The sequence below is a fragment of the Luteibacter sp. 1214 genome (genome assembly GCF_031455395.1).
Lineage (GTDB): Bacteria > Pseudomonadota > Gammaproteobacteria > Xanthomonadales > Rhodanobacteraceae > Luteibacter > Luteibacter mycovicinus.
Genome location: NZ_JAVDSQ010000002.1, coordinates 87,523 through 108,690, shown reverse-complemented (window position 1 = coordinate 108,690; position 21,168 = coordinate 87,523). Strand labels below are relative to the sequence as shown.

Here is a 21,168-nt window from a genome sequence, read left to right as displayed (position 1 = left end):
CGCGTCGGTGCTGATTACACGATGCGCTGGGGGCGTGTGTAGACGTTGAAACGTCCCGGTCGTGCAAAGCCCACCAGGGTGACGCCGCAATCCGCGGCGAGGTGGACCGCCAGCGCGGTGGGCGCGGAGATGGCGACCACCACGGTGATGCCCGCGACCGCCGCCTTGGTCACCATTTCGTAGCTGGCCCGGCTGGTGATCGCGACAAAACCCTGGTTGGTATCCACGCGGGACGTCAGCAGGACGCCGATGAGTTTGTCGAGCGCATTATGCCGGCCGACGTCCTCGCGAACGTGGATCAGCGTGCCGTCGAGGAGGGCCCAGGCAGCGGCGTGAACGGAGCCGGTGAAGGCGTTGATGGGTTGCGAGGCGCGGAGTAGTTCGAGAGCGTGTTCGATGGCGGCGGGGGTGATCGTGGGGCCTGAACCGACGGGGCCCGGGTGGCGGACCACGTCCTCGAGTTCGCGGCTGCCGCAGATGCCGCAGCCGCTGCGCCCGGGGAGTTCACCGCGGCGCGTATTGCCGGAACGGGTGGCTCCCACCGTCCGCACATCCACCGTGATGCCCTCGAGCACCTCACTCACCTCGACGGAGACGATGTCGTCGATCGAAGCGACCCGGCCTTCCGTCAACGCGAACCCGCGCGCGAAATCCTCGAGATCGCACGGCGTCGCCATCATCACCGCGAACGGCCGCCCGTCGAAATGCATCGCGACAGGCACCTCTTCGGCAAGCCGGTCGTCATCTTCCGTCGCCTGGCCGCGCTCGTAACGGAGCACGGGCCGCGTCGCGCATCCCGCAGGCGGCGGGCGATCAGGCGACCGCATGCGATGCCTTGCGTTTGTCGCGCGGATCCGCCGGCAGGGTGGAAGCCACGATACGCACCGGTACCGACTTGTACGCCGGTGTGCCCGAGCGGCGATCGTGACTCTCGAGCGCGATCAGTGCATTTCCTTCGGGGTAATACATCGCCACCGAACCCTCGGCGATGTCGAAGGCCACGGCCGTGAAGCCGCGTACGGCGCGCTCCTTACCATCGGCCACGTTGACCCCTGTGGCGAAGACATCGATGCGATCGCCCTGCCTGAGCCCGCGCGCGGCGAGATCTTTCTCGTGCATGAAGATGACGTCGCGTCGGCCGGTCACGCCGCGGTAGCGGTCGTTGAGGCCGTAAATCGTCGTGTTGTACTGGTCGTGCGAGCGGATCGTCGTGAGCATCAGGTCGTCGTCGCCCAGCGGCTCGTCTTCGTCCAGACCGCGCGCGATCAGGAACTGCGCACGCTTGTCCGGTGTATCCCAGGCACGCTCGCTGGCGGCGACGCGAAGACGAAAGCCGCCCGGCACGTTCACGCGCTTGTTGAAGTCGTAGAAGATCGGAAAGACCTTCTCGATGTCGTCGCGGATGAGGTTGTAATCGCCGACGAGGCGGTCCCAGTCGACCTTTGTATCGGGCAGGGTCGCTTTGGCGATACCGCGCACGATCCAGGGCTCGGAGCGCAGATGCTCCGATGCGGGCGTGAGCGTTCCCGCCGACGCATGCACCATGGACATCGAATCTTCCACGGTGACCGCCTGCGGCCCCGTGGCCTGCTCGTCGAGTTCCGTACGGCCGAGGCAGGGCAGGATCAGCGACTCCTTCGCAATGATCAGGTGCGATCGATTGAGCTTGGTCGCGATATGCACGGCGAGGTCGAGGCCGCGCATCGCGGCGAAGGTTTCTTCCGTGTCAGGCATGGCGACGGCCAGGTTGCCGCCGAGTGCGACCAGCGCCTTCGAACGCCCTTCGCGGATAGCGATGACGGCCGCGACCGCATCGTGGCCGTGTTCGACCGGCGGTTCGAAACCGTAGGTCTTACGGATGCCCTCATTGAGGGCCGCGTTAGGCTTCTCGGTGATGCCCACCGTGCGATCGCCCTGCACGTTGCTATGCCCACGCAGCGGGCAGATGCCCGCACCTTCCCGGCCGATGTTGCCGCGCATGAGCAGCAGGTTGGCGATCTGCTGGACATTCTCGGTGCCGTGGGCATGCTGCGTGATGCCCATGCCGTAGCAGACGATGACCTTGCTGGCCCTGGCGTAGATCCCGGCGGCGTGTTCGATCTCCGCGCGGGTCAGGCCCGACTTGCGTTCGATCGCATGCCATTCGGTGGCTTCCACATCGGCGACCAGCGCGTCGAAACCGCCGGTGTTCGCCTCGATGAAGTCGCGATCGATGACGCCAGGCATGCCTTCCGCCAGCGCCTTCGCGTCCTCGACCAGGAGGTACTTCATCATGCCCTTGAGCACGGCCACATCGCCGCCGATCTTCAGCTTGTAATAGGTCGAGGCGATGCGCACCGAACGGTTGGTGATCATCTCGACCGGATGCTGCGGTGAGGTGAATCGCTCCAGGCCGCGCTCGGGTAGGGGATTGAGCACGACGATGGGCACACCGCGTAGCGACGCCTCGCGCAGCGTGGACAGCATGCGCGGATGGTTGGTGCCCGGGTTGTGGCCGATGCAGAAGATGGCGTCACAGTGTTCGAAGTCGTCGAGCGTCACCGTGCCCTTGCCCGACCCCAGCGACTGCGGCAGGCCCACGCTGGTGGCTTCGTGGCACATGTTCGAGCAGTCGGGGAAATTGTTGGTGCCGAACTCACGGACGAACAGCTGGTACAGAAATGCCGCTTCGTTGGACGCGCGCCCGGAGGTGTAGAACTCGGCCATATCCGGGTCGGGCAGCGCACGCAGCGCCGCGCCGATGCGCTCGAACGCGGCGTCCCACCCGATCGGCTGGTAGGTATCGCTGGCGTGGTCGTAAACGAGGGGATGGGTCAGCCGACCCAGCCCCTCGAGGGTGTAGTCGGTGAGATTCCACAGATCGGCGACCTTGTTCGTCGCAAAGAATTCCGGCTTCACGCGCTTGGCCGTCGCTTCCCACGACACGGCCTTGGCGCCGTTCTCGCAGAACTCGAACGACGAGGTTTCCTTCGGATCGGGCCATGCGCAGCCCGGACAATCGAAACCCTGGGGCTGGTTGACCTTGTGCAAGGCGATGGATTCGCGCGCGATCGCCATCTGGCCGCTGAGGGCGCGGGCTACGGCACCCAGGGCGCCCCATCCGCCTGCCGGGCCGTCGTAGGGCTCGAAACCCGGAACGTCTTTGTCACTCATGCCTGTCACCTGTTGGGTACCCACGCCTTTTCTCATTCTACGCCCCGCTGCGTCCGGCGAAATTGAACGAAGGTACGGCGTGTTCACGTCGCCTTGCCGGTCGCTGGCCCAACCTCCGCGCCGCTCGGCGTCCCTCCCCAGGCGCCAGGAAGAACCGACGTGCAAGCACAACAGCCGGCCACCATGCTGCATGAGGGCCTGACACCTTCGGGCGGCCTCCCCATCGGCGACTTGCGTGGGTTCGGGCGGGTGCGCGCCGACGCCGCCCTGGCGTGCCTGTCGCTCGATCGCTCGAAGCCCGCGCTGGCGTCGTCACGGGTCGATCGGTCCCTGCTGCTGCTCGACGTGGACGGCGACGTCGTCTGGGATCAGGCGTACGTGCCGGGTACCAACGTCATCGAGTCCACGGGGCGCATTGGCGCCGCCGAGCTTCGCGTCGTCGACTTCATGGCGCTGGCCGAAGGGCGGCCGGGGCAGGGAGACGCCGTCGCCGCGGGCCGTTTCGTTCGTATCGTGACCTGCACCGAGGGCGAGGTCACGTTCCGCCTCACGTGTGGGCTCGCCGTGGATGCCGCTCCGGGTCTCGAAGGACGCACCGTCGACGGCGCCTACGTGGCGTGCTCGCACCTGCTGGATTTCAGCGACGAGTGCGCTTCGGCGTCCGTGCACCTCCGCGCGGGGCAGAGTGCGGCGCTGGTCATCGCCGCCGCGCCGCTGGACGGCGGTCCGGCGCTGATCGCGGACACGCTGCACGGTCTCGGTGACACCATTCATTACTGGACCTGGTGGAGCGACCGTTGCCGCTACAAGGGTGAGGATTTCGACGAACGTCTCCGGGACGTCCTCGAGCTGAAGCTCGCGTGCGCGACGGGCGCCGGAATGATCTGCGAGCGGCCCGGTACGCACGGCTACGCGCCGGCCCCGCTGGGCGAGTGCTCCCGCGCCGCCGCGCGTTTCCTCGCGCTGGGCTACCGGCAGGAATGTGTCGACCTCCTGAGCCACGTCCACGTGCAGTCGGTGGAGGTGGATGCCGCTTCATGGGGAGCCGACGAGGCCTTCGTTTCGACGCTCGCGCGCTACACCGAGCGATACGGTGATGCCGGATTGCCGCCGGCGCTTCGTCATGCGGCACTGCCGCAGACCGACCCTTTGCGCGCGGTGTGACCGCAGAATTGGGTTGATGCGTTGCATCAAAGTCATGGCGTCACGCAAGGCATGAGTTTTACGCATAGCTGATAGGCGCGCCCGGGCGTTGTTCGCCTGCCGCCGCACCGCCAGCATCGCTCCCGCCCAGCCGGTGTCCCGGCTGTCTGAAGGGGGTCTGCGCTCATGACGTTCCACCGCATCGCCATCGTCCTGCTCGCTATCGTTGCCACGGGCGCCGTGGACGCGCAGGCGACAACCGGTACACCGGAGCCGGGGCAGACGGCGCCGGCAATGGCGAAGGACACCCGAGGTCCCGTCGACAAACTTCGCGACCAGGGCGTCTCGCTGCGTTTTGTCTGGGACAACGACTGGTTGGCCAGCGTGCGCGGTGGCGAGCGGCTCGGCGCAACCAACGGCGGCGGCGTGGTGGGCGGTGCCGATCTCGACATGGCCAGGCTGGCGGGGATCGCAGGCGCCAAAGTGCATGTCACCTTCACCCGTTACTACGGGCACAGCCTTGCCGCCGAGGATATCGGCGTGATTCAGAAGGTTCAGGGCTACTGGTATCCGAAGCGCCAATGGCAGCTGGCAACCCTGACATGGGAGCAGCAGTTCGCAGGCAGCCACCTCAACGTGCTCGCCGGACGGATGAACGCGACCTGGCAGTTCGCGCGGTCGACGTATGGCTGTCGCTTCGTCTCGGCACCGGACTGCCCGTTCCAGCTGACCAATACGTCGGGTGGTTTCAGCGGTTTCCCGTACGTGAACTGGGGCGCCCGCGTTAAGTACCAGCCGGATGCGCGATATGTGTCGATCGGCGCGTTCGAGATCAACCCGGAGCGCAGGAACAACAACGGCCTCAACCTCGGCCTGAATGACTCCACCGGTGTGATGATCCCGGTCGAAACAGGCTACGAGACCAGCTTCGCCAACGATCCCTACCCGAGGCATCTGAAAATCGGCGGCTGGTACAACTCAGCGGACTTCACCGATCCGGAACTGAATACCCGGGGGCAGCATCGCGCACTGTCGGGTGGCACGGCGCGAACCTACGACGGTGGCCGCTACGGACTTTACGTGCTCGCGGACAAAGTGATCTGGAAGCCCGACCCGACGACCGATACTCGCCATCTCGCGATCTTCGGTTCACTGACCGGTCCGCTGGACAATGCGGAAAACTACACGCTGCAGTCGACATTCGGCGCGCTGTGGACTGGCCTTGCGGCCGGCCGTCCCAACGACTCGCTGGGATTCCAGGCGACGCTCTTCCGGTTCAGTCGCAAAGCGGTGGCCTACGAAGACGACCTCATCCACAGAAACAGCGGTACCGACGCGCGGTTCGATCGTAACGAATGGATGACCGAACTCAACTACAGCTACAAGCTCCTCCCGGTGGTGAGTCTGGTTCCCAATCTGCAGTACATCGTGCATCCGGACATTCTCGGCAACACCGTAGGCGTCAGGCGCGTTCCGGCGAATGCCATCGTTGTCGGACTTCGCGTGATGGTCAACCTGGGCGGCATCGGCAGCCCGTGAGGCAGCCTGCACGCATCTGCGCACATAATCGGGTCCTGATCACGACATGGCGCGCGAACCGACCGTGGACCTGAAACACCTGCAGAGCTTCATCCGCATCGTCGAATTCGGCAGCCTCACGCGTGCGGCAGCCACGCTCGACGTTTCGCAGTCCCTGCTCAGTCGACAGGTCCGTCAGCTCGAGATCGAGCTGGGCACGCACCTGCTCGAGCGCAACGGACGCGGGGTCGTGGCTACCGATGCGGGGCGCGAACTGGTAGAACACGGTCGCGGCATCCTCCGTCAGGTGGAGGTCGCGCGCATGCAGCTCGGACAGGCTCGCGGCGTGTTCGGCGGCAAGATCGCCATCGGTCTGCCGCCCAGTGTGGGCAGCCTGCTCACCGTGGATCTGGTGATGCGTTTTCGTGAACGCTATCCCGCCGCGCAGATCAGCGTGGTGGAGGCGCTGAGCGCCAGCCTGCTGGAATGGCTGCAGCTCGGCCGCCTCGATTGCGCCTTGCTGTACAACCCGTCGGTCAATGCGAACATGCGTTTCCGACATGTGCATTCCGAAGAGCTCTACCTGATCGGCAGCCGGAAAGACGGGCATTCGATGCCCGAGAATGTCCCCCTTGCCACGCTGGGTCAGTACCCGCTGGTCATCCCTTCGCCGCTGCATTCCGTCCGTCAGCTGATCGAGGCGGACGCGGCGCGTTACGGCGTTTCGCTGGACGTAAGGCTGGAAATCGACTCGGTGCGCTCGCTGCTCGATCTGGTCGAACGCGGGGTGGGCTACGGCGTGCTTTCGCGTAATGCGGTGCTGTCGCGGCGTGGGCCGCATGACCTGCATGCCGTGCCGATCGTGATGCCCAATATCGTGACCCGGCTGGTGGTCGCGACACCCACGCAGCGACCGATGAGTCCGATCACGGAACGCGCGCTGCTGCTGGTCGACGAGCTGATAGCCGAAGGCAAGCTGGATCCGCCGATTTGATGCTGCAATGCACAATACGCAAGACTTGAGCGGTGATATGCGAATAACGCATATCAGATACGCAGGGCATCGCGTTGTTCACGGGGTCTCGCGGGACGACCATCGTCGCTGTTATTCCCGAACGGCGTCCTGCATCGATGGCTCACGAGATTCCCTGCTGGTACCTGCGCGGCGGCACGTCCAAGGGTCCGTTCTTCCTGGCCCGCGACCTCCCCGACAATAAGGCCACACGCGATACGGTCATTCTTGCGGTCATGGGCTCGCCCGATGAGCGCCAGATCGACGGTCTGGGCGGCGCCAGGACGCTGACCAGCAAAGCCGGCATTCTTTCGATTCCTGCCGACGGCGCCGCCGACCTCGACTTCCTGTTCGGCCAGATCGGCATCGCCGACGCGCGCGTCGACACCACGCCCAACTGCGGCAACATGCTGGCAGCCGCGTTGCCGGCCGCTATCGAAGCCGGGCTGATCGCCGCCGACGGGGGGACGACGACGCGCCGCGTGCGCACGGTGAACACCGGCGTCATCGCCGAAATCACCATCGTCACGCCCGACGGCGTTCCGATGTACGACGGTGACGCCCGTATCGATGGCGTGCCGCGCCCGGCCGCGCCGGTGACCTGTCGCTTCCTCGATACGGAAGGCTCGCTCACCGGCAGCCTGCTGCCCACCGGCAACGTACGCGACACGGTGGACGGCATCGAGATGACCCTGATCGACAACGGCATGCCCGTCATGATCATCGCGGCGGCTGATCTGGGCGTGCGCGGTGACGAGACTCCCGCCGAGCTCGATGCGAACGACACGCTGAAGGCTCGCATCGAGGCGCTGCGCCTGAAGGCCGCGCCGCTGATGAACCTCGGTGACGTCAGCACGAAGCCGGTGCCCAAGATCACCCTCGTTTCGGCGCCCCGCGCCGGTGGAACGCTCGGCACGCGCACCTTCATCCCGCACGACTGTCACACGTCGATCGGCGTGCTGGGCGCGGTCACCGTCGCCACGGCCACGGTGCTGCCGGGCTCGGTCGCCTTCGACCTGGCGACGCAGAGCGAAGGCGACACACGCACGCTCTCCATCGAACACCCCACCGGCGAATTCAGCGTCGAGGTCGGCCTCGAAGGTCACCGCGTCGTACGCGCCGCGCTACTTCGTACGGCCCGCCTGCTGATGCGCGGCACCGTTCCCGTCTCGCCTTCGATCTGGCGCGGACCTGCCGCCTGATCCTTCCCCCTGGAGTCCATGATGTCCGACCAGAAGACCGCTCTCATCGTCAGTGCCCACTCCGCCGACTTCGTCTGGCGCGCCGGCGGCGCCATCGCGCTGCACGCCGCACAGGGGTGGAAAGTGCATATCGTCTGCCTGTCCTTCGGCGAGCGCGGCGAGTCCGCCAAGCTGTGGCGGCAGGCCGGTATGACGATGGAGAAGGTAAAGACCGATCGTCGCGCGGAAGCACAGGAAGCGGCCGATATACTCGGTGCCAGCGTCGAGTTCATGGACATCGGCGACTACCCGATGCGCGCCGATCTCGACGTCGTGTTCCATCTGGCCAAGGTCTACCGCGAACTGCGTCCGTCCTTCGTGCTCAGCCACTCGCTGAAAGATCCGTATAACTTCGACCACCCGCTGGCGACCCACGTGGCGCAGGAGGCGCGCGTCGTCGCGCAGGCCCACGGCCATGAGCCGCAGGTGCCGGTGATCGGCGCGCCGCCCGTGTTTTTGTTCGAGCCGCACCAGCCGGAACAGTGCGAGTGGAAGCCCGAACTGTTCCTGGACATCACTCCGGTGTGGGAGAAGAAAAAGGCCGCGTTCGAAACGATGCGCGCGCAGGAGCATCTGTGGGAGTACTACACCCGCGTCGGTCTGCAGCGCGGTGCCCAGGCGTCGCGTAACTCGGAGTTCAAGATCACCTACGCCGAAGCGTTCCAGCGCGTATTCCCGCACGTTACGCAAGGGACCCTGGCATGATCGGTATCGTCGTCCGCAATCGCCCGTCGATCACGAAGGAGCAGGCCGAATCGCTCGCTTCGATGGGCGTGGCCACCGTGCACGAAGCGCAGGGTCGTACCGGTCTGTTTCAGCCACCCATCGCGCCGATCCAGCACGACGCGTCCATCGCCGGCTCGGCGGTCACCGTGCTCGCACAGCCTGGCGACAACTGGATGCTGCACGTGGCGGTGGAGCAGTGTCGCCCTGGCGACATCCTCGTCGTCGCCTGCACGACCGGGAACACCGATGGCATGTTCGGCGACCTGCTCGCCACGTCGTTGCAGGCGCGCGGGGTCGTCGGCCTGGTCATCGACGCCGGTGTGCGCGACAGTGCCGAGCTGCGTCGCATGGGTTTCCCGGTCTGGGCGCGCGCCGTGCATGCGCGCGGCACGGTCAAGGCCACGCTCGGCTCGGTCAACGTGCCGGTGGTCATCGGCGGCCAGCTGGTCAGGCCCGGTGACGCGATCGTGGCCGACGACGATGGTGTCGTCGTCGTCACCCATGCGACGGTCGAGAAAGCCATCGCGGCCTCGCGCAAGCGCGTGATGAACGAAGCATCGAAGCGCGAGCGTCTCGCCGCCGGCGAACTCGGGCTGGACCTCTATGACATGCGACCGAAACTGGCCGAAGCCGGTCTGCGCTATGTGGACGATCTCCCGAATGAATGATCCCTCGAAATCCTGCCTTCCCCCCGATCCAAACCCGACCCGACCTGCGCAGGCGCTCCCCGCGGGGTCCTGCGACGCGCACTGCCACGTCTTCGGTCCGGCGAATCGTTTTCCGTACGCTGCGGACCGCAGCTACACCCCTCCCGACGCACCGTACGAACACCTGGTCGCACTGCATGACTTTCTCGGTTTCGACCGTGGCGTCATCGTCCAGGCCAGCTGCCACGGCACCGACAACACCGCGATGCTCGACGCCATCGCGCGCGGCGAGGGGCGTTATCGTGGCGTCGCCATCGTCGATGACGGCATCGACGAGAAGGGTCTGGCGGCGCTTAACGACGGCGGCGTGCGTGGCGTGCGCTTCAACTTCGTCCAGCATCTCGGCGGCCGCCCGGACATGAAGGTGTTCTGGCGGGTCCTCGACCGCGTCGCGGAGATGGGCTGGCACGTGGTGCTGCACCTGGACGCGAACGACATCGTCGAACTTCAGGACACCCTGTCGAAGATCCGTATTCCGTTCGTTATCGACCACATGGGCCGCGTGCAGGCCGCCAGAGGCGTTGAGCAGGAACCGTTCCGCCTGCTGGTCGAGCTGATGCGCGACAATCCGCTGGCGTGGGTGAAGGTCTGCGGTGCCGAGCGCGTCTCCGTCGGCAAAAAGCCGTTCGACGACGCCATCCCGTTCGCCAGCACGCTGATCGAAACGGCACCGGACCGTGTGCTGTGGGGTACGGACTTCCCGCATCCGAACATCTCCAAAGACATGCCCAATGATGGCGGTCTGGTCGACCTGATGTTCCGTTTCTGCCCGGATGAAGACCTGCGCAAGCGGTTGCTCATCGACAATCCTGCGCGCCTGTACGACTTCGCCTGATCGAACGCCGAGAATTCCATGTCCGAGAGCACCGCAACGACCCTCCCGTCACCGAAGCCGCGCAAGCCTTTCTACCGGCAGCTGTACATACAGGTCCTCATCGCGGTCGTGATCGGCGTGGCGCTCGGTTACCTTTCCCCGGAGTACGCGCAGAAGATGAAGCCGCTGGGTGACGGCTTCATCGCCCTGATCAAGATGGTGATCGGTCCGATCATCTTCTGCACGGTGGTCACGGGCATTGCCGGTATGCGCGACATGCGCAAGGTGGGTCGTGTCGGCGGCAAGGCGTTGCTCTATTTCGAGATGATCTCGACGGTCGCCCTGTTTTTCGGACTCGTCGCGGGCCACGTGTTCCATCCCGGCAGCAGCTTCAACGTCGATCCGGCAACGCTGAAAGCTTCAGAGGTCGGCAACTACGTCGCGCAGGGCCACAACATCGAGTCGGTCGACTTTCTGCTGTCGATCATTCCGACCACCTTCGTCAACGCGTTCGCCAAGGGCGATGTGCTCTCGATCCTGTTGATCTCGGTGCTGTTCGGCTGCGCGCTGGCGGCGATCGGTGAGCGCGGCAAGCCGGTGTACGACGTGATCGAGGCGGGTGCGCAGGTATTCTTCAAGATCGTGCACTACATCACCGCGGTGTCGTCGATCGGTGCGTTCGGCGCGATGGCTTTCACCATCGGCAAGTACGGCGTCGTTTCACTGGTCCCGCTGATGGAGCTGATCGGCAGCTTCTATCTGGTCTGCGTGATCTTCGTCGTGCTGGTGCTGGGGCTCGTCGCGCGGATCGCGGGCTTCAGCATCATTCGTTTCTGCGCGTACATCCGCGACGAGCTGCTCATCGTTCTGGGCACGAGCTCGTCGGAAGTGGTGCTGGCGCCGCTGATGCGCAAGATGGAAGACCTCGGCTGCCCGAAGGAAACCGTGGGTCTGGTGGTGCCGACGGGCTATTCGTTCAACCTCGACGGCACCAACATCTACCTGACGATGGCGATCCTGTTCATCGCGCAGGCACTGAACATCGAGCTCACCATCCAGCAGCAGATCACGGTGGCCATCGTGGGCATGCTGACGTCGAAGGGCGCGAGCGGCGTGGCGGGTGCCGCGCTGGTGATGCTGGCATCCACGCTGAGCGTCGTGCCGGTCGTGCCGGTTGCTGGCATGGTGTTGATCCTTGGCATTCACCGGTTCCTCGGCACGGGGCTGGCGATGACCAACCTCGTCGGCAATGGCGTGGCTGCGATCGTCGTGTGTGCGTGGGAGAAGGAGCTCGACCGTTCTAAGTTGCAGGCGGTGTTGAAGGCGGCGTAATGGGCGCCGCTTCGCGAAGCGTGGTTTAGCGGCATCCGACGCCTCCGTCGTGTCGCGAGGCTGAGGCCGTGGGTGGGTTGGACCCTTGGACCTCAGGCGGCGAGCGAAACCCCAGCCGCCAGCGCATCGAAATACTCGCGCGTAAGGCGAAGCTGCGTAGCGGCATCCTCGGCTTGATTGACCACATGTCGAAACGCAGCATTCTCCGGCCGGTCCTTCGCATACCAGCCCAGGTGCTTGCGCGCGATACGCACGCCCATCTTCTCGCCGTAGAAGGCGTACAGCTGTTCGAGATGCCCGGAGAGGATGTCGCGCACCTCGGTGGGCGTCGGCTCCGCGAGGAAGCCGCCGGTTTCGAGGTGGTGAGCGATCTCGCGGAAGATCCACGGGCGGCCCTGCGCGCCGCGTCCCACCATGATCGCGTCGGCGCCCGTGGCCGCGAGTACGTCGCGTGCCTTTTCCGGTGTCACCACATCGCCGTTGGCCATCACCGGAATGCGCACGCTCGCCTTCACGGCGGCGATAGTGGCGTATTCGGCGTCGCCTTCGTACTTGTCCGCGCGGGTGCGCCCGTGCACCGCCAGCGCCGCGATGCCCGCGTCTTCGGCGATCTTCGCGATGGTCAGCGCGTTGCGGTGCTCACGGTCCCAGCCGGTGCGGATCTTCAGCGTGACCGGGACGTCCACGGCCTTCACGACGGCCTGGAGAATCCGCGCGACGAGCGGTTCGTCCTGGAGCAGGGCGGAGCCGGACCAGACGTTGCAGACCTTCTTCGCCGGACAGCCCATATTGATATCGACGATCTGGGCGCCGTTGTCGGCGTTGTACTTCGCGGCCTCGGCGAGCATGCCCGGGTCGTAGCCCGCGATCTGAACACTGACCGGCTCGGGTTCGCCGTCGTGGTCCATGCGGCGGAGCGACTTGGTGGTGTTCCAGAGACGCGGGTCGGAGGCGGTCATTTCGGACACGGCGAGGCCGGCCCCCATGCGCTTGCACAGGAGACGGAACGGTTTGTCGGTCACGCCGGCCATGGGCGCGAGCACCACGCCGGGCGCGATGGAGTAGGGGCCGATGCGCATGCCGGCGATTTTAGCAAACCGTCGCGTCCTGCGGTTTTCACGCCCGCGGGCCATCTGGGCATCTTCGGCAAGGATCGCCCGGCGACCGTTCGGACTATTGTTCCGTCGCGCCAGACGGCCTAACGTCGGAGGTGACGACGGGGGAGCAGTCATGCGAATCAAGACGAGTGCGATCGCCATCGGCGCGGGGTTTCTGCTCGCGGTGGCCTGTGGCTCCGCCGGCGGTGCGGGACGCCCCTCGTTCGACAGCCTCGCGGCGCATCGTGCCGGCGACCCCGCCAGCACCGACCCCTGCGGTCCACGCCGACCGATCGTGGGTATCTGCCGGATGCTGCGCCCCGTCCGGGGCTGAGCGGTCGGAGCAGGGCCGTCGGAGCCGGACCGTCAAGAAAGGCGGTCACCGGCCGTTATGCTTCCCATGACCGGCGCCGTTTCGCCGGTACGATGCCGACAGGGGCGTAAGCCAGACCATGGGGACCGGGGTGGAGCAGGACATCTGGGAGCGCAAATACCATCTCGCGCTGGAGCGGATGGAGCGCGACGAGCGCGATTTCCGCGATCTCGAAGAAGGCCTGCGCCGGCTCGCCGTCCGTCTGACCGCGCTGGCGCGCGGGCAGGGCACGGATGTCGACCGTCTGCTCGACCGGCTCAACGAGGCTCTGCGTGACTCACCGAATCCGGCCGTCCTGGACGCCTTGCTGGATTCGCTGACCGAAGCGGTGGCCGGGCTGGATCGACTGCCGCCCGCCGTCAACGATGACGCCCCGGTGGCGACGCTCGTCGCTACGGAGGCATTGCCCGATGCGCCCGTTGACGACGACATGGTCGGGTCGCTGCGCGCGGACATCGCCCGCCTGCAGGACCTGCTTGCCGCGGTGAGCGCGCGCCTGGGTGACATGACGCGATATCTTGCGGCGGAGCTGGACCACGGCGACGCCACCGACGGCAGCCGGCAGCTGGATGCCACCGTGCGCGAGGAGATGAAGGCGCTCGGCGAAAGCACGCTCGCCGCCACCGATCTGGGCACCTTGCAGGCGGAGGTCAACTCCCGCCTGTCCCTGATCGACAGCCACTTCAGGGAATACCGGGAGCGGGAGGACGCCCGCATGGCCGCCTATCGTGACCGTGCCGAGCGCATGCGCGACCGCGTGGCCGAACTGGAGACACAGACCACCTCGCTGCAGGATTCTCTTCGACGCGAGCACGTGCTGGCCGTCACCGACCCACTCACGGGCCTGCCCAACCGGCTGGCTTACGAGCGGCACATGGAAGGCATCGAGCAGGATGTGCGGAACACGGCTCGCGCCGTATGCGTGGCCGCCTTCGACATCGACCACTTCAAGACGATCAACGACAGCTTCGGCCACGCGGCAGGCGATGCCGTCCTGCGTATCGTCGGTCAGACATTTACGCGTGAGTTACCGGAAGACGCTTTCGTCGCGCGCTACGGCGGGGAAGAGTTCGTCGTCGTGTTCGGCGGCGCGTCGCCGGAGCAGGCGAGACTGAAAGCCGAGGGCCTGTGCGCCATGGTGGCGCGGCTGGCCTTCCATGCGAGCGGCAAGCCCGTGACGGTCACCATGTCGGGCGGCATCACGCAATTCGGCCCGGAAGATACCCCTGCAAGGGCATTCGACCGGGCCGATCGCGCGCTTTATGCAGCGAAACGTCTGGGACGCAATCGCTGCGAAGTGGCGTGAAGCCGACTCAGTCGCGACGAGCCAGCAGCATGCCGACGAGGATACCGACGCCGAAGCCACTCAGGATCGCACCGAGCGGACGATGGGCGACCACGTCGCGGACGCTGTCGACGGCATCGCCGGCGGCTGCCTGCACGCGTCCGGCGGTCTCGCGGATCGCGCCTTCGCCTTCGAGCGAGTGATCGCCGACGAGGGCACCGGCGGCGCGCTGCACGCGTCCACCGACGGTATTGGCGGCGCCGCGGATCTGGTCTTCATTCATGGTTGTTTCCTCCCGTTGAGTTCGATGAGACCAGAAGGTGCCTTGGCGTAAGTGCACGAAGCGGCAAGGCGCCGTCAATCGCATGCTTTCACCGGTTCCATGCCGCGACGCGTCATAATGGTCCACCTCCGGTTCGACAAGGGGTGCACCCACCCATGGAAGCGAAGTCAGACAGCCGACCCGAGGGCGGCGCCGCGGCGCGTCCCGAGGCCATCATCGAGCGTGGCGAGGTCCGCTTTACGGTCCTCACGCCGCGCCTTATCCGCATGGAATGGAGTGCCGACCGCCAGTTTCGCGACGGGCGGACCCAGGTGGTCGTCCACCGCGCGCTCGACGCGCCGCCGTTCCACATCGTCGAAGACGACGTGGCCATCCAGATCGAAACGGACCGGCTGCACCTGCATTACGAGAAAGACAGCGGCCGCTTCGTCCCCGGCAACCTCCGGATCCGCGTCCGGCGTAAACCGGGCGACGAGATCGAATGGCGTCCCGGCGATGCCCAGCAGGCCAACCTCGGCGGAACCTTCCGCACACTCGACCGCTACGACGGCGACACCTGGCAGGACGGCAGCAAGCTGCCGCTGGAAGAAGGGCTGATCGCGCGCGACGGCTGGCATGTGGTCGACGATACCGACGGTTTCGGCATCGATGACGAGGGCTGGGTGACCGGGCGTCCGTGCGGCGACCGCCAGGACCTCTACTTCTTCGGCTACGGGCACGACTACCCGGCGGCCCTGGCCGATTTCGCGGCCATCGCCGGTCCGCAACCGATTCCACCGCGGTTCGTCTTCGGCTACTGGTGGTCGCGCTACTGGAATTATTCCGATCAGGAACTGCGCATTCTCGGCGCCCGCTTCGTGAAGGAGCGCATCCCGCTCGACGTGCTCGTGCTGGACATGGACTGGCATACGACCCCGGGGCTGTCACTGCGTCCCGGTCACGAACACAAGGACGTTTTCGGTGAGCCGTCGGGCTGGACCGGCTATACCTTCAATCGCAGTCTGTTTCCCGATCCGGCGGCCTTCATGCGCTGGGCGCGTGGACAGAAGCTCCGCATAACGCTCAACCTGCATCCGGCTTCGGGCGTGCTGCCGCACGAAGAAAAATACGAGGCGATGGCCAAGGCTCTGTCCTGGGATACCTCGACCCGGGCGCCCATCCCGTTCGAGGGCACCTCCCGCACCTACATGCGCGCCCTGTTCGATACCGTGCTGGGCCCGCTGGAGCGCGAGGGCGTCGACTTCTGGTGGCTCGACTGGCAGCAGTGGCCGGAGTCGAAGGCGCATCCGGGGCTGTCGAACACGTGGTGGCTCAACCATGCGTTCTTTACCGAGATGCAGCGTCAGGGCGATCGTCGCGGCCTGATCTATCACCGCTGGGGCGGGCTCGGTAACCATCGCTATCCGATCGGTTTTTCCGGCGACAGCGTGATCTCATGGACGTCGCTGGCCTACCAGCCGCACTTCACCGCGATGGCGTCCAACGTGTTGTATGGCTACTGGAGCCACGACATCGGCGGGCATACCTTCCACAAACACATTCCGCGACCGGAGCGGCATCTGGAGCCGGAGTTGTACGCGCGCTGGATGCAGCTGGGCGTCTTCAGCCCCGTGCTGCGGACGCACTCCGCGAAGGAAGCCAGTCTGCACAAGGAGCCCTGGCATTTCGGGCCACCTTACGGGGACGCGATCTTCGCGGCTATCCGCCTGCGTTATCAGCTCGCGCCGTATATCTACGCTGCCGCGCGACACGCTTACGATACGGGCCTGTCCATCGTGCGGCCGATGTACTACCACTGGCCCGAATGCGACGAAGCCTACGCGTATCCGTCGCAGTACATGTTCGGTAACGACCTTCTGGTCGCCCCGGTGACCGTGCCGGTCGGTGATGACGGCACGGCGTCGTTCCCGGTCTGGCTGCCGCCCGGTGTGTGGTACAGCCGCGATGGCGCGGAGTCGTTCGAAGGAGGACGGGTGCTGGAACGCTCTTACACGCTCGAGGAAATACCCATCTTCGTGCGCCCGGGCAGCGTGGTCCCGCTTTATCCGGAAGGCATGCGGGATCTGGCCAACGTCCCCGACGAACTCATTCTTCAGGTCTTTCCGGGCGACGAAGGCTCGACGGAACTCTACGACGACGACGGCGAGAGCCAGGGCTATCAGCGAGGTGAATGCTCCCGCATCCGCGTGCGCAGCCGACGGGGCGACCGTGCCCATCGAGTGCACATCGACCGCAGTGAGGGAACCTTCGATGGCAAGCACGCGATGCGCTCCTACATCGTCCAGTTCCTCGACGCCGGAATTCCTGAGAGCGTCGAGGTCAACGGCGAGGCACTGCCTTATAGCGCGGAGCCGAAGCCCGGTACATGGTTGTTCGATACCGCATGGCTGTGCATCCGCGTCGATCTCGGCCCGGTGAGCATGGACGAGGCTCACGATGTCGTCGCGCGTTTCCTGCCCGAGCACACGCCGCCACCAGGACTGCTGCATCGCATGCGGCGCGCGGAAGAGGCCGTGCTTTATCTCAAGCAGGTCTGGGGCGATATCTCCGCGCTTCCCGACGAGGTCGACCTCGCGGGGCAGGCGGCGCGCGTACTCGCCTACGCCGTCGATCAGGGGGGCGACGCAGGCCGGGGCGACCGTTTCATGGACGGCGTGCGCGCCTTCGAGGCACGATTCATCGCGCTCCCTGAAAGCGTCAACGCCACGCCCATCGACGAAGCGCTGAAGCGCGGCTTCATTGACGTGCTCGGGCGCTGACGCTTGCGTCGCCGTCTCGGCCTCCTGCTCGTCGTCCTCGCCGCTTTTGCCTTTGCGGTGCAGGCGCAGGACGCGGTGCGCGTGGGCTCCAAGGCGGACAATGAGGGCGCCCTGCTGGGCCAGATCGTGCTGCAGGTGCTGAAGCATGCGGGCATCCCCGTCGTCGATCGCACGCAGCTGGGTCCGACGTCCATCGTGCGCAGGGCGCTCATCAACGGCGATCTGGACGTCTATCCGGAATACACGGGTAACGCGGCGTTCTTCTTCCATCGGGAGAGCGACCCGGCGTTTCGCGATGCGGGCAAGGCTTGGGCGCTGGCGGCCTCGCTCGATGCGTCGGCCAATCAGCTGGTCTGGTTACGTCCCGCACCGGCGGACAACCACTGGGCTATCGGCGTGCGCCCCGACGTCGCCCGGCAACAGCGCTTGCGCACGCTGGACGATTTTTCGCGCTGGGCGCGTGCGGGTGGCGACGTCTACCTGGCAGGCTCGGCCGAGTTCGTCGAGAGCGACGCGGCGCTGCCCGCGTTTCAGTCCGCTTACGGATTCGCGCTGCGCGGCGATCAGCTGCTGGTGCTTGCGGGCGGCGATACGTCGGCGACGATCAAGGCCGCGGCCGAGGGCACCTCCGGCGTCAACGCCAGCATGGTGTATTCCACCGACGGCGCGCTGGCCGTGACCGGCCTGGTGGTGCTCGACGACCCGAAGCACGTCGAGATGGTTTACCAGCCGGCTCCCGTGGTTCGCGAGGCCGTGTTGCGCCGTTACCCCGGCATGCGCGGGTCGCTCGAAGCGGCGTTCAGGCCGCTCACCGTGGACGTACTTCGCCAGCTCAACGCACGCACGCAGATCGATGGGGAGGACGCTTCCGTCGTCGCCGCGGATTACCTTCGCAAGCAGGGGATGCTGCCTTGACCCAGGGTGGACTTCCGAAGGACGCACGGCGTGTCGCCGACGACTCCCCGCTTCCGGTGATCGTCCTGACCGCTTTCGGTCTTCTCGCGACGCTCTTCGGCGCTTTCCTGCGCATCGCGCCGAATCGGCTTCTCAGCGGCCACGCGTACAGTCCGCATGTATGGGTGCTGGCGGCGATCTGGGGCATCGCGCTGGCCGGCGCGATCGTACGGTGGCCGGGCCGGCGGATCGTAGTCGGCCTACTTGCCTGGCTGGCGATGACGGGGCTTCCGCTGTTAGCGGGCATCGATGCCCACGCGTGGCTGATGCGCGCCTCGGCGAGCACACGCGTCCAGCTCGGTGCCGGATTCTGGTTGGCGTGGCTGGCGGCCGCGCTGCTACTGCTGGATCGGTTGCGGCCGGCGCGTCGCGTGGTACAGGTCGTCGCGTGGTTCGCTGCGCTGGTCGCCATCGCGATCATGGCGGCCGCCGGCGCACTCGACGGTCTCGCGCTTGTCCGTGAGTACGCTGCGCAACGCGCCCCGTTCGCCGATGCCTTGCTTACCCATGTCGCGATCGCCGTCGTCACGCTGGCCGTCGCCTTGCTGATCGGTGCGCCGCTCGGAGGGTGGGCCTGGCGCGCGAAGCGCGGAGGCGGCGCACTCGTCGGGCTGCTGACCTTCCTGCAGACCGTGCCTTCGCTGGCGCTGTTCGCGTTGTTGATCGGTCCCTTCGCGTGGCTGGCGAACGCATGGCCGGCGCTGGGTGCGATCGGCTTCGGCGGTACGGGCGCGGCGCCCGCCGTCTTCGCTCTCGTTCTGTATGCGCTGCTTCCCGTGGTCCGCTATACGGTCGCCGGACTCGACGCGGTGGCACCAGAGGCGCTGGAGGCCGCGCATGGCCTTGGCATGAGCCGCTGGCAGGTGCTGGCGCGCGTGCAGTTGCCGCTGGGCTGGCCCGTACTGCTCGCCGGCCTGCGCATCGTCGCGGTGCAGACCATCGGGCTCGCGGCGGTGGCCGCGCTCATCGGCGCGGGCGGCCTGGGCCGTTTCGTCTTCCTCGGCATCGGCCAGGGTGCCACGGACATGGTGTTGCTCGGTACGCTCGCGATCATCGGCCTCGCGCTGGCGGTCGATTTTCTCTTCCAGGGCCTGCTCGCGTTGACGGAGACTCCCGCATGATCGAGTTCGATCACGTCCACAAACGGTACGGCGAGCATGTCGTCATCGATGAGCTCTCGCTGCGCATCGATGACGGCGAATTCTTCGTGCTGGTCGGTCCATCGGGATCGGGCAAATCCACGCTGCTGCGCACGGTCAACCGGCTCGAGCCCATCGACAGCGGCAGCGTGCGCGTTGACGGCGAAGACGTGTCGACACGCGACATCGAGACACTGCGTCGAGGCATCGGCTACGCGATTCAGTCCGTCGGTCTGTTTCCGCATCGTACGGTGGGCGAGAACATCGCGACGGTGCCGCGCCTGCTCGGATGGACCGACACGGCGATCCGGGCGCGCGTGGCCGAGCTGATCGAACTGCTGCGACTCGACGAGCCCGGCATCGCCGATCGCTACCCGGCCACGTTGTCCGGGGGGCAGCAGCAACGTGTCGGCGTGGCGCGAGCGTTGGCGGCCCGGCCGCGCATCGTGCTGATGGACGAGCCGTTCGGTGCGCTCGATCCGCTGACACGCGAATCGTTGCAGCACAGCCTCAAGGCGATCCAGCGCGACAGCGGCACGACGATCCTGTTCGTCACGCACGATATGGAGGAGGCCTTCAGCCTCGGCGATCGCGTGGCGCTGATGCTCGACGGAAAACTCGCGCAGGTCGGCACGCCACTGCAGCTCATCCGCGAGCCCGTCAGCGAGCGCGTGCGCGAATTCGTCGGTGGAACGCGTGCACGCCTGCGCGAACTGGCCGTGCGTTCGGTGCGCGAAAGCGCGCGTGTCGGCGAGCAGGCCGACGGCGATGCACTCGATATCGCCGCCTCATGGCAGGACGCGCTGGCGTCGATGCTCGCGCAGGGGCGCGACCGGTTGCCTGTGGAGGAAGAGGGTCGACACTTTGGCATCATCCGTCTCGCCGATCTGGTCCCGCCGCGCCCGTGAGAGTGATCCTTCCCGCCGTCGCGCTGCTGGCCCTGCTGCTGGTACTCCCGTATTCCGCGCCGCTGTTCCATGCGGGGTGGCCTGCGCTGAGCCATCCCCTGTACACGCGCACCTCGTTCGTTGCCCTGACGGCGGCGCACCTCTCGCTGGTGTTCGTCGCTACCCTGGTGGCGGTCGCCGTGGGCCTGTCACTCGGAGTGCTGGCGACACGTCCCGGCGGGCGCTCACTGTTGCCGACGGTGCGCGCGGTAGCCGTGATCGGGCAGACGTTTCCACCCGTGGCCGTGCTGGCCATCGCCGTCCCCTTGCTCGGCTTCGGCGCCGCGCCGACCCTGCTTGCGCTGGCGCTGTACGGGGTCCTTCCGGTGCTGGGCCAGACGATCGCGGGGCTCGACAACGTGCCGTCCGCGGCGCTGCATGCGGCGGACGGCATGGGCTACGGACGCTGGCGCCGCTTGTGGGAAGTGGAGTTGCCGCTCGCCGCGGGCCCGATCATGGGTGGCGTGCGTCTCTCGGCCATTGTCGGTGTGGGCACGGCGACGATCGGGTCGGCGGTCGGTGCGACGACGCTGGGTTCGCCGGTGGTGGAGGGGCTGGTGGGCAACAACACCGCATATGTGATCCAGGGCGCGCTGCTGGTGGGGGCACTCGCGTTGACGATCGACGGAGCGCTGGGTGCCCTGGAGCGCCGGATTCGTCGTTTGCCTTGACGGATCCGGCGAGC

The 21,168-nt window shown here is 66.4% G+C and carries 19 protein-coding genes; 15 read left to right on the top strand and 4 right to left on the bottom strand.

What is annotated here, in order from left to right; translation table 11 throughout:
- Window positions 1-14 precede the first annotated feature (14 nt).
- Together fdhD and J2X57_RS05100 are read right to left on the bottom strand one after the other, a co-directional pair.
- Window positions 15-779, bottom strand: a complete 765-nt coding sequence (gene fdhD, locus J2X57_RS05105) for a formate dehydrogenase accessory sulfurtransferase FdhD (RefSeq protein WP_309864605.1) — start codon at window positions 777-779, stop codon at window positions 15-17.
- 34 nt (window positions 780-813) lie between these two features.
- Window positions 814-3,153 carry an FdhF/YdeP family oxidoreductase gene (locus J2X57_RS05100; RefSeq protein ID WP_051943311.1) on the bottom strand — a complete coding sequence of 780 codons (2,340 nt, stop codon included), beginning with the start codon at window positions 3,151-3,153 and terminating at the stop codon, window positions 814-816.
- A gap of 159 nt (window positions 3,154-3,312) precedes the next feature.
- Here J2X57_RS05100 and J2X57_RS05095 point away from each other — a divergent pair, with 159 nt between their 5' ends.
- The 8 genes from J2X57_RS05095 to J2X57_RS05060 all read left to right on the top strand — a co-directional run bounded on the left by J2X57_RS05095 (window position 3,313) and on the right by J2X57_RS05060 (window position 11,646).
- The gene (locus J2X57_RS05095) at window positions 3,313-4,317 is read left to right on the top strand and encodes a hypothetical protein (RefSeq protein ID WP_309864601.1); all 1,005 of its coding nucleotides are present in this window, start codon (window positions 3,313-3,315) and stop codon (window positions 4,315-4,317) included.
- A 165-nt stretch (window positions 4,318-4,482) separates the two neighbouring features.
- Complete coding sequence (locus J2X57_RS05090; protein WP_309864598.1) at window positions 4,483-5,835, top strand: carbohydrate porin; 1,353 nt, start codon at window positions 4,483-4,485, stop codon at window positions 5,833-5,835.
- A gap of 46 nt (window positions 5,836-5,881) precedes the next feature.
- The gene (locus J2X57_RS05085; protein WP_309864595.1) at window positions 5,882-6,808 is read left to right on the top strand and encodes a LysR substrate-binding domain-containing protein; all 927 of its coding nucleotides are present in this window, start codon (window positions 5,882-5,884) and stop codon (window positions 6,806-6,808) included.
- 137 nt (window positions 6,809-6,945) lie between these two features.
- Window positions 6,946-8,028, top strand: coding sequence for a 4-oxalomesaconate tautomerase (locus J2X57_RS05080; RefSeq protein ID WP_309864592.1), 1,083 nt, complete (start codon window positions 6,946-6,948; stop codon window positions 8,026-8,028).
- A gap of 21 nt (window positions 8,029-8,049) precedes the next feature.
- A complete protein-coding gene (locus tag J2X57_RS05075) occupies window positions 8,050-8,772 on the top strand; it encodes a PIG-L deacetylase family protein (protein WP_303048751.1) in 723 nt (240 codons plus the stop codon).
- Window positions 8,769-9,461, top strand: a complete 693-nt coding sequence (locus J2X57_RS05070; RefSeq protein ID WP_309864588.1) for a 4-carboxy-4-hydroxy-2-oxoadipate aldolase/oxaloacetate decarboxylase — start codon at window positions 8,769-8,771, stop codon at window positions 9,459-9,461. The genes J2X57_RS05075 and J2X57_RS05070 overlap by 4 nt, the downstream gene beginning before the upstream one ends.
- Window positions 9,454-10,335 carry an amidohydrolase family protein gene (locus J2X57_RS05065; protein WP_043695816.1) on the top strand — a complete coding sequence of 294 codons (882 nt, stop codon included), beginning with the start codon at window positions 9,454-9,456 and terminating at the stop codon, window positions 10,333-10,335. Before J2X57_RS05070 ends, J2X57_RS05065 begins: the two co-directional genes overlap by 8 nt.
- Window positions 10,336-10,353: 18 nt before the next feature.
- A complete protein-coding gene (locus tag J2X57_RS05060) occupies window positions 10,354-11,646 on the top strand; it encodes a dicarboxylate/amino acid:cation symporter (protein WP_090352693.1) in 1,293 nt (430 codons plus the stop codon).
- Window positions 11,647-11,738: 92 nt separating this feature from the next.
- Here J2X57_RS05060 and dusB read toward each other — a convergent pair whose 3' ends face one another.
- On the bottom strand, window positions 11,739-12,725 hold the full coding sequence (dusB, locus tag J2X57_RS05055; RefSeq protein ID WP_043695813.1) for a tRNA dihydrouridine synthase DusB: 987 nt from the start codon (window positions 12,723-12,725) through the stop codon (window positions 11,739-11,741).
- A 151-nt stretch (window positions 12,726-12,876) separates the two neighbouring features.
- Here dusB and J2X57_RS05050 point away from each other — a divergent pair, with 151 nt between their 5' ends.
- Together J2X57_RS05050 and J2X57_RS05045 are read left to right on the top strand one after the other, a co-directional pair.
- A complete protein-coding gene (locus tag J2X57_RS05050; protein ID WP_079520480.1) occupies window positions 12,877-13,077 on the top strand; it encodes a hypothetical protein in 201 nt (66 codons plus the stop codon).
- A 118-nt stretch (window positions 13,078-13,195) separates the two neighbouring features.
- Window positions 13,196-14,422 carry a GGDEF domain-containing protein gene (locus tag J2X57_RS05045; protein ID WP_079520481.1) on the top strand — a complete coding sequence of 409 codons (1,227 nt, stop codon included), beginning with the start codon at window positions 13,196-13,198 and terminating at the stop codon, window positions 14,420-14,422.
- 7 nt (window positions 14,423-14,429) lie between these two features.
- Here J2X57_RS05045 and J2X57_RS05040 read toward each other — a convergent pair whose 3' ends face one another.
- Window positions 14,430-14,684: a CsbD family protein gene (locus J2X57_RS05040; protein ID WP_036110404.1), complete on the bottom strand. Its 255-nt coding sequence runs from the start codon at window positions 14,682-14,684 to the stop codon at window positions 14,430-14,432.
- 155 nt (window positions 14,685-14,839) lie between these two features.
- Here J2X57_RS05040 and J2X57_RS05035 point away from each other — a divergent pair, with 155 nt between their 5' ends.
- From J2X57_RS05035 to J2X57_RS05015, 5 genes are read left to right on the top strand one after another with little or no spacing between them, the layout of a single operon-like run.
- The gene (locus J2X57_RS05035; RefSeq protein WP_309864572.1) at window positions 14,840-17,443 is read left to right on the top strand and encodes a TIM-barrel domain-containing protein; all 2,604 of its coding nucleotides are present in this window, start codon (window positions 14,840-14,842) and stop codon (window positions 17,441-17,443) included.
- Window positions 17,444-17,446: 3 nt separating this feature from the next.
- Window positions 17,447-18,358: a glycine betaine ABC transporter substrate-binding protein gene (locus J2X57_RS05030; protein ID WP_309864569.1), complete on the top strand. Its 912-nt coding sequence runs from the start codon at window positions 17,447-17,449 to the stop codon at window positions 18,356-18,358.
- The gene (locus J2X57_RS05025; RefSeq protein WP_309864566.1) at window positions 18,355-19,518 is read left to right on the top strand and encodes an ABC transporter permease; all 1,164 of its coding nucleotides are present in this window, start codon (window positions 18,355-18,357) and stop codon (window positions 19,516-19,518) included. The genes J2X57_RS05030 and J2X57_RS05025 overlap by 4 nt, the downstream gene beginning before the upstream one ends.
- The gene (locus J2X57_RS05020) at window positions 19,515-20,444 is read left to right on the top strand and encodes an ABC transporter ATP-binding protein (RefSeq protein WP_309864563.1); all 930 of its coding nucleotides are present in this window, start codon (window positions 19,515-19,517) and stop codon (window positions 20,442-20,444) included. Before J2X57_RS05025 ends, J2X57_RS05020 begins: the two co-directional genes overlap by 4 nt.
- Window positions 20,441-21,154, top strand: coding sequence for an ABC transporter permease (locus J2X57_RS05015; RefSeq protein ID WP_309864561.1), 714 nt, complete (start codon window positions 20,441-20,443; stop codon window positions 21,152-21,154). Before J2X57_RS05020 ends, J2X57_RS05015 begins: the two co-directional genes overlap by 4 nt.
- Window positions 21,155-21,168 lie beyond the last annotated feature (14 nt).

Excerpts from the sequence above, each read along its gene's own strand:
- J2X57_RS05100 (WP_051943311.1), bottom strand. The coding sequence starts at position 3,153 with ATGAGTGACAAAGACGTTCCGGGTTTCGAGCCCTACGACGGCCCGGCA.
- J2X57_RS05090 (WP_309864598.1), top strand. The coding sequence starts at position 4,483 with ATGACGTTCCACCGCATCGCCATCGTCCTGCTCGCTATCGTTGCCACG.
- J2X57_RS05085 (WP_309864595.1), top strand. The coding sequence starts at position 5,882 with ATGGCGCGCGAACCGACCGTGGACCTGAAACACCTGCAGAGCTTCATC.
- J2X57_RS05080 (WP_309864592.1), top strand. The coding sequence starts at position 6,946 with ATGGCTCACGAGATTCCCTGCTGGTACCTGCGCGGCGGCACGTCCAAG.
- J2X57_RS05075 (WP_303048751.1), top strand. The coding sequence starts at position 8,050 with ATGTCCGACCAGAAGACCGCTCTCATCGTCAGTGCCCACTCCGCCGAC.
- J2X57_RS05070 (WP_309864588.1), top strand. The coding sequence starts at position 8,769 with ATGATCGGTATCGTCGTCCGCAATCGCCCGTCGATCACGAAGGAGCAG.
- J2X57_RS05065 (WP_043695816.1), top strand. The coding sequence starts at position 9,454 with ATGAATGATCCCTCGAAATCCTGCCTTCCCCCCGATCCAAACCCGACC.
- J2X57_RS05060 (WP_090352693.1), top strand. The coding sequence starts at position 10,354 with ATGTCCGAGAGCACCGCAACGACCCTCCCGTCACCGAAGCCGCGCAAG.
- dusB (WP_043695813.1), bottom strand. The coding sequence starts at position 12,725 with ATGCGCATCGGCCCCTACTCCATCGCGCCCGGCGTGGTGCTCGCGCCC.
- J2X57_RS05050 (WP_079520480.1), top strand. The coding sequence starts at position 12,877 with ATGCGAATCAAGACGAGTGCGATCGCCATCGGCGCGGGGTTTCTGCTC.
- J2X57_RS05045 (WP_079520481.1), top strand. The coding sequence starts at position 13,196 with ATGGGGACCGGGGTGGAGCAGGACATCTGGGAGCGCAAATACCATCTC.
- J2X57_RS05040 (WP_036110404.1), bottom strand. The coding sequence starts at position 14,684 with ATGAATGAAGACCAGATCCGCGGCGCCGCCAATACCGTCGGTGGACGC.
- J2X57_RS05035 (WP_309864572.1), top strand. The coding sequence starts at position 14,840 with ATGGAAGCGAAGTCAGACAGCCGACCCGAGGGCGGCGCCGCGGCGCGT.
- J2X57_RS05020 (WP_309864563.1), top strand. The coding sequence starts at position 19,515 with ATGATCGAGTTCGATCACGTCCACAAACGGTACGGCGAGCATGTCGTC.